The sequence below is a fragment of the Hyphomonas sp. genome, assembly GCF_037969335.1.
GTDB lineage: Bacteria > Pseudomonadota > Alphaproteobacteria > Caulobacterales > Hyphomonadaceae > Hyphomonas.
In genome coordinates, this window is the sequence record NZ_JBBKXE010000127.1 from 17,564 (window position 1) to 28,752 (window position 11,189).

Annotated in this window: 13 protein-coding genes; 8 read left to right on the forward strand and 5 right to left on the reverse strand. The window is 62.0% G+C overall.

What is annotated here, in order from left to right:
- Nucleotides 1–11 precede the first annotated feature (11 nt).
- The 5 genes from mnhG to AADA04_RS09395 all read right to left on the reverse strand — a co-directional run bounded on the left by mnhG (nt 12) and on the right by AADA04_RS09395 (nt 2,998).
- The gene (mnhG, locus tag AADA04_RS09375; RefSeq protein WP_340692997.1) at nt 12–386 is read right to left on the reverse strand and encodes a monovalent cation/H(+) antiporter subunit G; all 375 of its coding nucleotides are present in this window, start codon (nt 384–386) and stop codon (nt 12–14) included.
- Entirely contained in the window at nt 379–678 is a 300-nt protein-coding gene (locus AADA04_RS09380) for a monovalent cation/H+ antiporter complex subunit F (protein ID WP_340692998.1), read from the reverse strand. The genes mnhG and AADA04_RS09380 overlap by 8 nt, the downstream gene beginning before the upstream one ends.
- A complete protein-coding gene (locus AADA04_RS09385; protein ID WP_340692999.1) occupies nt 675–1,163 on the reverse strand; it encodes a Na+/H+ antiporter subunit E in 489 nt (162 codons plus the stop codon). The genes AADA04_RS09380 and AADA04_RS09385 overlap by 4 nt, the downstream gene beginning before the upstream one ends.
- Nucleotides 1,164–1,258: 95 nt before the next feature.
- Nucleotides 1,259–2,404 (reverse strand): DUF2336 domain-containing protein, encoded by a 1,146-nt coding sequence (locus tag AADA04_RS09390; RefSeq protein WP_340693000.1) that lies wholly within the window; start codon nt 2,402–2,404, stop codon nt 1,259–1,261.
- A 138-nt stretch (nt 2,405–2,542) separates the two neighbouring features.
- Entirely contained in the window at nt 2,543–2,998 is a 456-nt protein-coding gene (locus AADA04_RS09395) for a hypothetical protein (RefSeq protein WP_340693001.1), read from the reverse strand.
- Between the two features lie 197 nt (nt 2,999–3,195).
- Between AADA04_RS09395 and AADA04_RS09400 the strand changes: the two genes are divergently transcribed.
- The 8 genes from AADA04_RS09400 to purF form a co-directional block, all read left to right on the forward strand.
- On the forward strand, nt 3,196–4,647 hold the full coding sequence (locus tag AADA04_RS09400; protein ID WP_340693002.1) for an MFS transporter: 1,452 nt from the start codon (nt 3,196–3,198) through the stop codon (nt 4,645–4,647).
- A gap of 32 nt (nt 4,648–4,679) precedes the next feature.
- Nucleotides 4,680–5,735, forward strand: a complete 1,056-nt coding sequence (gene alr / locus AADA04_RS09405; protein ID WP_340693003.1) for an alanine racemase — start codon at nt 4,680–4,682, stop codon at nt 5,733–5,735.
- Nucleotides 5,728–6,525: an ABC transporter permease gene (locus tag AADA04_RS09410; RefSeq protein ID WP_340693004.1), complete on the forward strand. Its 798-nt coding sequence runs from the start codon at nt 5,728–5,730 to the stop codon at nt 6,523–6,525. Before alr ends, AADA04_RS09410 begins: the two co-directional genes overlap by 8 nt.
- On the forward strand, nt 6,522–7,286 hold the full coding sequence (locus AADA04_RS09415; RefSeq protein ID WP_340693005.1) for an ATP-binding cassette domain-containing protein: 765 nt from the start codon (nt 6,522–6,524) through the stop codon (nt 7,284–7,286). The genes AADA04_RS09410 and AADA04_RS09415 overlap by 4 nt, the downstream gene beginning before the upstream one ends.
- Before the next feature lie 80 nt (nt 7,287–7,366).
- Nucleotides 7,367–7,969, forward strand: coding sequence for a hypothetical protein (locus AADA04_RS09420; RefSeq protein ID WP_340693006.1), 603 nt, complete (start codon nt 7,367–7,369; stop codon nt 7,967–7,969).
- Between the two features lie 9 nt (nt 7,970–7,978).
- The gene (radA, locus tag AADA04_RS09425; RefSeq protein WP_340693007.1) at nt 7,979–9,361 is read left to right on the forward strand and encodes a DNA repair protein RadA; all 1,383 of its coding nucleotides are present in this window, start codon (nt 7,979–7,981) and stop codon (nt 9,359–9,361) included.
- A complete protein-coding gene (locus AADA04_RS09430) occupies nt 9,354–9,923 on the forward strand; it encodes a CvpA family protein (protein ID WP_340693008.1) in 570 nt (189 codons plus the stop codon). The genes radA and AADA04_RS09430 overlap by 8 nt, the downstream gene beginning before the upstream one ends.
- A 43-nt stretch (nt 9,924–9,966) precedes the next feature.
- Nucleotides 9,967–11,189 (forward strand): amidophosphoribosyltransferase (purF, locus tag AADA04_RS09435; protein ID WP_340693009.1); only part of this gene is annotated, 1,223 nt, incomplete at its 3' end.

Below are 11,189 nucleotides of genomic sequence, written 5' to 3' on the forward strand. Positions count from 1 at the left end.
AAGAACGCCCGTCATGCTGCGCCCTCATCATCGTCACGCTTCTGGCCGACCCGGCCGATCAGCGGCTGGAGGCCTGCCGTATGCGCAGCGCTGGCCACGGCATGAGATGCGGCCGGGCTGGTCAGGAACAACAGCCAGAAAATCACAGCCAGTTTGACGACGATCAGCCAGTCGGGTGCCATCAGCGCCATGCCGATCAGGATAACCGTCGCGCCCGACGTATCGGTGATACTGGCGGCGTGCATCCGCGTGTAGAAATCAGGAAAGCGCATCACACCGATCGTGCCGATCACGCACAGGATGGCACCGATCAGGCAAAGCGCCGAGCCCGCAGGATAGCGCACAATTTCGAAGAACTGCAGCAGGTTTGTCAGGATATCAGCCATTTCGCTTGCCTCCCTGAGCGTCGCGCCGGACCAGCGGCACCTGGAACGAGCGATAGCGGAAGAATTTCAGGATCGCGATTGTCGAGACAAAGTTGATCATCGCGTAGAGAATGGCGATGTCGAGGAATTCGGGTCGCCCCATCACGAAGCCCAGCAGTCCGAGCGCCAGAACGGTCTTGGTGCCAAACGAGTTCACGGCAAGCACGCGGTCATACAGGGTCGGACCGATCAGCGTGCGTATGAGCAGCAGGATCATGCCCAGCAGGATGGCGATCAGAGCGGCAGCGGTCATGCGGCGGCTCCCTTCCCGTCAATCGCCCGGGCCGAACGCTTGTCCATCTCGACGAAGGCTTCCGGCTGGGAGTCCTGTTCGTACAGGCCATGGACCAGCAGCTTGTCACCGTCGATCTCGACCGTCACCGTACCAGGCGTCAGTGTGATCGAGTTGGCGAACGTCACCTTCGCGAGGTCGGACTTGCAAACTGTCTTCAGCTTCACGAGCGTGGGCGCAATGTCGAGATCGGCGCGCAAGCAGGCCCTGATCACGGTCCAGTTCGCCTTGACGATCTCTTTCATGAGCCAGGGATAATACAGCGCAAATCCGACGATGCGGACATAGGGCACACCTTCACGGTCGAGGATGTCGAGGCGATAGGCAAGGATCAAGGTGAGCGCGAGCGACACGGCGCCAAGGCCCAACAGAAGCGGCTCGAAATGCCCGGACATTCCAAGCCAAAACGCAGCCAGCGCAACTAATAGCCCCAGAAAGTACGCCACAATGCGCCTGCGCTCCTGTAACAACCCAAATCACGAACGCCTGACCTAAAGGCCCGGAGCGAGCTTGGGAAGACTCTTTCGGACTTTTTCGACGCCTAGCTGCCAAAAACCAGTCTGGCTGTACGCTGTGACGTCGAGAACGCCGCTTCTTCGTTCGCGGCCTCGCCGGTGCCTTGTGATTCGTGCAGGGCCTGTGCCGAGAAAGCGGCCGAAAGTGACCAGTTCCAATAGCGTAGTGTCGTCTGCGCCTTGGCAACCGTCAGCAGCTCGTAGGTCTCCGCTACCAATTCGAATTGAGGGTGTATCTGACCATCATCGATTTCGAGCGGACGACGCAGCGCCGCCCAGAGCACAGGCAGGAAGTCACGCTTCACGCCAGTCGCCTTGCAGAGTACTGCCAAGCCTTCACCGCCAGGATCGGAAAGGATCTTGGCGATGGTCACGGGCTTGATCCCGCAAAGGTACCCGATTTCCTGCGCAAGCTCAGACGTCATACCTTCCAGCGCTGCTGAATTTATTGCGCTTTCAAGGCTATCGAACGGGCTCCTGTCGAGCGCCTCGCGGTTGCGCTGGCGCCGCTCGATGAGCTGCAATGCCTTGCGTGCAACCGGATCGGCCCATTTTTCGGACGCCATGATCTCGAAGACATCCTTGCAGGTTTCGATGACCTCAATCCGGTCGGCTGAATGGCGCTGCAAGATCTTGCGCCGGACCGGGCTGTCCGACCACCAGAACATCGCCATCGCCTGAGAGGGGCGCAACTCGAGACGCTCCACCAGCAGCGCGCAAAGCTGGGACTCGTCACGCGAGCGCATCACCAGCTTGTCCATCGCCGATTCCGGCACCACTGCGCCAGCATTCTCGACCATTTCGCGGACGACATGCGATTCGCCATGTTCGGCGAGCGCCACACACACGCCCGGCGCCACGATCTTGCGGCGGGCGATGGCCAGGCGGTGATCGGTCGACGTCGCTTCAACGATCTCGCTGAGATCGCTGGCGTCGAACGCCTCGTTCTGTTCCAGCAGCGGTTGTGCAATCTCGAAAGAGCTTTGAGCGAGATAGCGAAGCAGGCGACGCGGCGCCTCCCGGCTGGTCGCCAGCCTCGACGCGCAAAGCATGCGTTCGCGTGTGTTTGCGTGGAAAAGCATGTCGAGCAGGATATCGCCCACCATGTTGCGATCCTGGTGCGCCAGACGCGATGCCGGCATCGCCACAAGATCAAGCAGCCGTCTGAACAAGGCGTCTCGCGCGCGCCCTATTCGCGGCGGATTCGTTGGCTCTTCCATATCGTCCATCTAGATGCCTGCGTCGCAATGGCCGTAGATTGAACCGAAAGCGTTAACGAGCGGTACAGACAGCACCGACAAATGCCAGCGTCAGTCTCGCGATCCGGGATGAACCACCAGCACCAGCAGGCTCGCCACCAGCATGATGATCGCCAGCATGAACAGCATGCCACCGTCTGTCTGCGTGTTGCCAGGGTCAAGCGATACCGGCACCTCGCGGCCAAGGTAGGGCGACAGATGGAACGCCACGGCGCCGCCGAGCACCGCAGCGGAGATCAGCGCACCAAGGCGCCGGGTAAAGGGCAGAAGCAGGAAAAACGCCGCAATCAGCTCAAGCGCACCGGTCAGAACCCTGCCAGCGGGCTCGAACAGGGTCTGGCCCGTACGGTCTGCGATTGTCTGGAAGACGATATTGGCTCCGGGAGGGTCAAAAAACTTGACCGATCCTTCTGGCGGGTTGGGCAGTGGGTAGATGGTTGCCTGCACAAACATGACGATCAAAAATAGCGCGAGGGCCCAACTGACGAGTTGCCTGAACAGTCTCATGATACTCCACCCGTGGCTTGTAGTTCGAACATACGCCGCTACTGACGGTACAAACAGGGCGACTCAAAGGCAACTGACGGAAACCTGCCATTCCCGCGCCGGCCCTGATCGTTTGCCCCTGCGATGGCGCAGTATCTGATTTTACTTTTAATGGTCCGGGGCTCAACATACAGTCGCGGTCGCCGACGGGAGCTGGGATGAGCGACAGGATCGAAGAACTCGTTGACGATATGGTCGAGGAAGCCGTCGGCGATGTGACGTCACCGGTCAGCGGCATCAGCGAAGCGCTTGGCGCCGGCGCCTCCCTCCTGTCGACCGCAACGCATTGGCGGGCAAAACGCTTGCGCCGGGGCGTGAGCATCGAACTTCCCGCCTATCTGATGGTCCAGTGCAGCTGGTTCATGGCCTTCGGGCTTCAGATGGTTCTGTTCCCCTACCTGATTACGGGCAAGGACCACCTCCACATGGACGGTCTCGCGCTGGGGCTGGCCAATATGGCGCTGTCCGCGCCGTCGGTTATATTCCTCCTGATCGGCGGCGTTGTGGCAGAACGTGCCGATGGCCGGCGCCTGCTGATCATCCTCCACCTCCTGGCCGCTATCCCGGCTTTGTTCCTCGCGCTCGCGATTTCCCGCGGCCAGCTCTCCTATCCCGGCATGATCCTCTACGGCCTGACAATCGGCACGGTTGGTGCCTTCATGATGCCGGCGCGCGATTCGATCGTGAATGAAGTTGTCGAACGGCGCATGCGCGTCGGGTCGAACGTCACGCTCCAGCTCGGCGTGACTCTCGCCACCATGGCGCAATTCCTGGCCCAGATCGCCGGCCTGATCCTCGCAGGCTATGCCGACAAGATGACCCGCATGCCGCAATGGCTGGGCGGTTTCGGGATCGGTCCCATCGCTGCCGACAAACTCTTGCTGACACAGGGGATTGTCCTGGTGTTCGGGACGCTGTTTGCGCTTAACCTGGCGAAAGGACGACAGGTCCGGACCGGGCGCAGCGGTTTCGGCGCAGCGTTCGGGGACATTGCCGAAGGATTCCGCGCGGTCCGTTCTGACGGCAGGCTCTGGGCCATGACGGCCTTGATGTTCGGCGTCGGCATTTTCGTGATCGGCGCTTTTCTCGTCGTCCTGCCCATCGTCAACCGCGATATCTATGGCTTCGGGTCGGATGGTATCCGGGACATGTTCGTGACCTTTTGGATGGGCGCCTTCGTCTCGTCAGTCGTCCTGTCGATCTTCCGGCGTATCAAGCGGCAGGGACGCTTGCTGCTGGTCGCACAATTCCTGGGATCGAGCAGTATCCTCGCCATGATGTGGGAAATCCCGCACTGGGCCTTCCTCGGCATCGTCTTCATCTGGGGCCTCGCTGCCGGCATCTCGATCGCCATGAGCCGGTCGATTGTGCAGGACGCAGCGCCCAAGGAGAAACTCGCCCGGGTGCTTTCAATCTACCAACTGGGATTCATGGCAGGTGCGCCGTTGGGCGCCGCTGTCATGGGCGCGCTTGTCGACATATTCGGCCCGCACAGGATCGCCATTGTCCCGGCCGGCGGCATGACACTGATCATTCTCTGGATGGTGTTCTTCACACCGGTCTGGAACATGAAGGGCGAAGCGTGGAAAGAGCATGCCGCGAAGAAGTGACACCGCCCGCGAAGCGTCCTAAATCGCTGCCCATGAGCCAGCTGCCCCGCGCCACCATCCATCTTTCCAATATCGTCGCGAACTGGCGGGCGCTCGACGGGCTGCACGCAGGCGCGACAACGGCTTCCGTCGTGAAAGCAGGCGCCTACGGCCTTGGCGCCATACCCGTTGCCCGTGCGCTGTCGCGGGCTGGCTGCTCGACCTTCTTCGTCGCTTATCTCGAAGAAGGCCTTGCGCTGCGCAAGGCCCTTGGTCTCGGCTCGCGCATCTTCGTCCTGAACGGTCCAACCCGGAATGAAATGTCGGCCTATATCGCGGCCGGCCTGACGGCTGTTCTGTCGTCGCCCGACCATGTGAAAGCCTGGTCCAGCGCGCCGAAGGGCACGTCGGCGCTGCATTTCGATACGGGCATGAACCGGCTCGGCCTGAAGGTCGAAATGCTCGGAACATCGCTGGCGGGCCTGCAAAAACTGCAACCTGTTCTGGTGATGAGCCACCTCGCGTGCGCTGACGAAACCGGCCACAAGATGAATGCGGCCCAGCGCAGCGCATTCGACGATATTGCCGCGGCCTTCCCGGACACGCCGGCGAGCCTTGCAAACTCCGCGGGCTGCTATCTCGGCAAGGCCTTCGGATACGACCTGACCCGGCCCGGGCTCGCCCTATACGGCGGCTCACGGCCCCCAAAAGGACTCCGGATAAGCCCCGGACTAACACTGGACGCCGCCATACTCAGCGTTTTCGATGGGGATATCGGTGACACGGTCGGCTATGGCGCAACCCGGACGCTCGAACAGGACACCCGGCTCGCCACAGTCGGCATCGGCTATGCCGACGGCCTGTTGCGGTCCGGCGGCAACGCGTTCATCGCCTATCTCGACGGCGTCCCGTGTCCGGTCGTCGGACGCATTTCCATGGACCTGACGACAATTGATGTTTCCAAGGTACAGGATAAAGCAAAAGCAGGCGCGCGCGTTGAATTCATCGGCGAGCATGCCAAACTTGAGGATCAGGCCGCCCGTGCGGGCACGCTTGGCTATGAACTACTGACGGGGCTCAGCAATCGTGTCGAACGTGTCTATGCATAAAAGCGGCTTTCCCAATCCCCTGCGCTGGATCGGTGCCAGCGCGCTCGGCTTCTTCGCCGAGATCGGACGCTTGTCCACGTTCGCAGGGCGGGTGACGCTTGCGGCGTTCACACCGCGCTGGTTTTGGGGCGAAATCGGGCGCCAGATCATCCGGATCGGTTTCTATTCCCTCCCGGTCGTCGGCATGTCGGCCGTCTTCATCGGCGCCGCGCTGGCCCTGAACATCTATACGGGCGGCAGTCGCTATGGTGCTGAACAGTTCGTGCCCAATATCGTCGTACTCGGTATCACGCGCGAACTCGGCGCAGTCATCACCGGCCTGATGCTCGCCGGGCGCGTGTCGGCAGGCATCTCGGCAGAGATTGGCGCCATGCGCGTGACCGAGCAGATCGACGCCCTTGAGACCCTCTCTGCCTCCCCCTACCGCTACCTCTACGCCCCCCGCTTCATTGCCGCACTGATTACCCTGCCCATGCTGGTGGCAGCCGCCAATATCATTGGTGTGATGGGCGGCTGGCTGGTCAGCGTCTACAGCCTCGATTTCGACTCGACGACCTATCTGCGCAACACGCTCGATTTCGTCACCCGCGACGACATCATGGTCGGCCTGATCAAGGCCTTCGTCTTCGGCGGCGTCATCGCGGTCATGGGCTGCTACCAGGGCGACCGTTCGCAGGCAGGCGCGACGGGCGTCGGCCGGGCGGCGACCCTGTCCATGGTCGGCGCTGCCGTGCTCGTGCTGGCGACCAATTTCGTCATGTCCAACCTGTTCGTGGAGATCGGCCTGTGACCCAGCCCATCCTGAAACTGGAAGGCATCGAAAAATCGTTCGGTCGCAACAATGTCCTGCGCGGTGTCGATCTTGACGTTGCGCCCGGCCAGAGCCTCGTCGTGATCGGCGGCTCGGGCTCGGGCAAGTCCGTGATGCTGAAGGTCGCGCTCGGCCTGATGACGCCCACGGCGGGCAAGGTGCTGTTCGACGGTCACGACGTGACCAATTCAACCGGCAAGACCCGCGAATCCATGCGCGCCCGCGTCGGCATGCTGTTCCAGGCAGGCGCCCTGTTCGACAGCCTCACCGTCTGGGAAAATGTCGCCTTCCGCCTGATCAATGCCGATGGCGTGAAGCGTAGCGAGGCGAAGGAACGCGCGATCGAGACGCTGAAGAAAGTGCGCCTTGGCTCGGAAGTCGCCGGCCTCTATCCCGCCGAAATCTCCGGCGGCATGCAGAAGCGCGTGTCGCTTGCCCGCTCGATCATTTCCGAACCGGACCTGATCTTCTTCGACGAGCCGACCACCGGCCTCGACCCGATCACAGCGGACGCGATCAACGACCTGATCATCGAACAGGTGCGCGGCCTGGGCGCGGCCACCGTCACCATCACGCATGACATGAGCTCGGCCCGCAAGATTGCCGACGAAGTGGCCATGCTGTTCGAGGGCAGGATCATCTGGCGCGGCAAGGCCAGCGACGTCGATCATTCCGGCAACGACTATGTCGACCAGTTCGTTCACGGCCGGGCGGATGGCCCGATCCAGCCGGCGATCTAAGCCCGACGGCGAAATGCGAGGTTTGCCTCGGCGGAACGCCGGGTTACGCTCCCTGACGGCACCGCGGGGGGAACAAAGCCATGATGGATTTCATCAAATACATATCCGTGGCGTTCACGGCGCTGTCGCTCGGCTTCACCGGCTGGCTGCAATACGAGAAGTTCCGGCTCGACGGCGAGTGGCATATCGACACCTGCACGATCGAAGCCGACCTGAAGGACTATGAAGGCCTCCACCTCGCCTGGCGCGTGTTCCTGTCCGACGATCCCCTGTCGGCCCCGGTCGTCGGCGATGGCGAGAAGATCGAGGAAGCGTTCCAGCCGATCCCGTCTTCGGGCCGCTACCCTGTTCGCCTCGTCGGCACCAAGGAGATCAACTCGGTTACGCTGACGGGCCGGTTCGAAGGCGCCCGCCGTGCCTCCACCGGGCGGTTCGAGTTCCACCCGACCCTCTCCAAGCGCCTCTTCTCCGGCTACATCCCCTTCTACCAGCGCAATGCAGATGTGCTGGACGGCAGCTTCGCCTTCACTGCAGGCAACGCGCGCGGCCCCGCCCGCGCCGTACGCCTGACAGACGGGAAGATGCCCGAGGGTGTTGCAGCCTTCGCCTGCGACACTCCTGAACGCCCAGAAGCAGAAGAATTGCCAGCGGTGGACCTTTCGCAGACCCCCGACACACCCTAGCTTCGCCGTATGGCCAAAGTCTCAACATCCGCTTTCGTTTGCCAGTCCTGTGGCGAGGTTCATTCCAAGTGGACCGGCAAGTGCAATGGCTGCGGCGAATGGAATACGCTCGTAGAGGAAGCCGTTGCCGCCGTGCCAGGCGGCCTTGCGCCGGCCAAGGCCGGCACGAAACGCAGCAACAAGATCGAATTCGTCGCCCTCAACGACAGGGCCGACCCGCCAAAGCGGATCATCATGGGCGTCGAGGAACTTGATCGCGCCTTTGGTGGCGGCCTCGTGCCATCATCCGCCACGCTGATCGGCGGCGATCCCGGAATCGGCAAATCGACGCTGCTGCTGCAGGTCGCCGCGCGCCTCGCCCGCAACGGCCTGAAGACCGTCTACGTCTCCGGCGAGGAAGCCGCCGCCCAGATCCAGGAACGTGCGATCCGCCTGAAAGTCGCCGACAGCCCTGTCCAGCTCGCGACCGAGACTGACCTGCGCAAGATCCTGGCTGCCCTGAAGGCCGCCGAACCCGACTTCGTGGTCATCGATTCGATCCAGACCATGTGGTCCGACAGTCTCGAAGCCGCGCCCGGCTCCGTCGCGCAGGTTCGCGCCTGCGCACAGGAGCTGACCCGCTGGGCCAAGAAATCCGGCGCCGCGCTCGTTCTCGTCGGTCACGTCACCAAGGAAGGCAACATTGCCGGCCCGCGCGTTGTCGAACACATGGTCGACACCGTCTTCTACTTCGAAGGCGAACGCGGCCACCAGTTCCGCATCCTGCGCGCCACCAAGAATCGCTTTGGCCCGACCGACGAAATCGGCATTTTCGAAATGCACCAATACGGTCTTGCCCCAGCCAAGGAGCCTTCGGCCCTGTTCCTGTCGCCAGATGGGGAAGCCGCAGGCGGCTCAGCTGTCTTCGCCGCAATGGAAGGGTCGCGCCCCGTGCTGGCCGAAGTGCAGGCCCTGGTTGCCAAGAGCGCCTATGGCACGCCCCGGCGCAGCGTGATCGGCTGGGATGCGGGTCGCCTCGCCATGTTGCTGGCCGTGCTCGAAGCGCGCTGCGGCGTCGGCTTTGCAGGCATGGACGTCTACCTGACTGTTGCAGGCGGCTATCGCATTGGCGAACCGGCCGGCGATCTTGCCGCCGCTGCGGCATTGCTAACGTCGCTTTCTGATAACGCGGCACCGGAACGATCGGTTTTCTTTGGCGAAGTATCCCTGTCCGGCGCCGTCCGCCCCGTGGCGCGGATCGAGCAGCGCCTCAAGGAAGCGGCCCGCCTGGGTTTCGTACATGCTTACGTGCCGGAAGGCAGTCCAAGTTCAGTCGATGGCTTGACGATCACCCCGATTAAGAGGCTTATCCAGCTCGTTGAGTTGCTTGCCCCGGACGCCCTGAATGCTTGATTCTGTTACAGCTTTCGACGCCATCGCGGTGGCCGTTATCGTTATCTCCGCCATTATGGCTTTCGCACGCGGGTTCCTTCGGGAAGTGGCAACCATGGGGGCCTTCATCGGCGCAGTCACCGCCGCGTTCTTTGCCCGGAAGCTCTTCAGCAGCGATCTCGGCGCCATGCTGCCTGATAGCGTTTCGCAACTTGATCTTGTCATATTCACTTTGCCGACAGCAGACGCATTGCTGATCGTTTCCGCTTTCGTCGGCGCTTATGTCCTGATTGCCTGGCTGGGCCAGCTCCTGTCGAAAAATATCCAGGGCGCGGACGGTATCGGCATGTTCGACCATTTCGCCGGTCTGGCGTTCGGTGTCGCACGCGGCTTTGTTGCCCTCGTTTTCTTTGTCGTGCTTCTGCACCTGGCGCTTGATGAAAGCCGGGTTCCCGGATTCATCCAGAACGCGGCCTGCTATCCCGTGCTCAGCAATGTTGCCGATTATGTGAACGAGAATGCCACAAAAGTCGGGCAGGAAGTGCAAACTGCCCTTCCCTCGAAGGCAGAAACAAGCCAATAGGGCGTCACGAACCTGTCACGCACAAAGGAGGCCCCGGTCTCATATGGTCCTGTTCGATCATGACGATGACAAACCGCGCGAAGAATGCGGTGTTTTCGGAATTTACGGCAACAACGAAGCCAGCCTTTACACCGCGCTCGGGCTTCACGCCCTGCAGCATCGCGGTCAGGAAGCCTGCGGCATCACCACATTCGATGGCAAACGGTTCCCGTCAGAGCGACACATGGGACTTGTCGGCGACCATTTCGGCGGTGACCTTCGCACCCGCCTTCCCGGCTATGCCGCGATCGGCCACAATCGCTACTCGACCCAGGGCCGGCCGATGCTGCGCAACATTCAGCCGATCTTTGCCGACTTGTCCTTCGGCGGCTTTGCGGTCGCCCATAACGGCAACCTGACCAATTCCCGCGAGTTGCGCCACCAGCTGGTGCGCGATGGCGCGATCTTCCAGTCCACGATGGACACCGAAGTCATCCTTCACCTTGTTGCCCGCAGCCCCAAGCCGCGTTTCCTGGACCGTCTGGTCGACGCCTTGCAGCAGATTGAGGGCGGTTACGCGCTCGTCGGCCTGACCGGCAAGAAGCTGATCGGCGCACGCGACCCGATCGGCCTGCGTCCCCTCGTCATCGGCAAGCTGGGCGAAGCCTATGTCCTCGCGTCGGAGACCTGCGCCCTCGATATTATCGGCGCCGAATTCGTGCGCGAAGTCGAGAATGGCGAAATGGTCGTCATCACCGATGACGGTATTGAGTCGATCCGGGCCTTCCCGCCGCGCGCCTGCAGCCCGTGCGCATTCGAATATGTCTACTTCGCGCGTCCCGACAGTATCGTTCAGGGCCGTTCGATCTATGATGTACGTCGCCGCATGGGTCACCAACTGGCCGCCGAAACCCCCGCCGATGCCGACGTGATCGTGCCGGTTCCGGACAGCGGCGTGCCGGCTGCGCTCGGCTATTCGGAAGCCTCCGGCATCCCGTTCGGCATGGGCATCATTCGCAACCACTATGTCGGACGAACCTTCATCCAGCCGACCCAGGTCGGCCGGCAAGCCGCGATTTCGAAGAAGCACAGCCCGAACCGCGCAGTGCTCGAAGGCAAGCGCGTCATTCTGGTCGACGATTCGATCGTGCGCGGCAACACGTCGAAAAAGATCGTCCAGATGGTGCGCGAAGCGGGCGCGAAGGAAATTCACCTCCGCTCTGCCAGCCCGCCCATCGTGAACCCGGATTTCTACGGCATCGACATGGCGGCCAAATCCGAACTCTT

Bases quoted from the DNA above. Each gene is read 5' to 3' on its own strand.
- mnhG (WP_340692997.1), bottom strand. From the start codon at position 386: ATGGCTGATATCCTGACAAACCTGCTGCAGTTCTTCGAAATTGTGCGC.
- AADA04_RS09380 (WP_340692998.1), bottom strand. From the start codon at position 678: ATGACCGCTGCCGCTCTGATCGCCATCCTGCTGGGCATGATCCTGCTG.
- AADA04_RS09395 (WP_340693001.1), bottom strand. From the start codon at position 2,998: ATGAGACTGTTCAGGCAACTCGTCAGTTGGGCCCTCGCGCTATTTTTG.
- AADA04_RS09400 (WP_340693002.1), top strand. From the start codon at position 3,196: ATGAGCGACAGGATCGAAGAACTCGTTGACGATATGGTCGAGGAAGCC.
- alr (WP_340693003.1), top strand. From the start codon at position 4,680: ATGAGCCAGCTGCCCCGCGCCACCATCCATCTTTCCAATATCGTCGCG.
- AADA04_RS09410 (WP_340693004.1), top strand. From the start codon at position 5,728: ATGCATAAAAGCGGCTTTCCCAATCCCCTGCGCTGGATCGGTGCCAGC.
- AADA04_RS09420 (WP_340693006.1), top strand. From the start codon at position 7,367: ATGATGGATTTCATCAAATACATATCCGTGGCGTTCACGGCGCTGTCG.
- radA (WP_340693007.1), top strand. From the start codon at position 7,979: ATGGCCAAAGTCTCAACATCCGCTTTCGTTTGCCAGTCCTGTGGCGAG.
- AADA04_RS09430 (WP_340693008.1), top strand. From the start codon at position 9,354: ATGCTTGATTCTGTTACAGCTTTCGACGCCATCGCGGTGGCCGTTATC.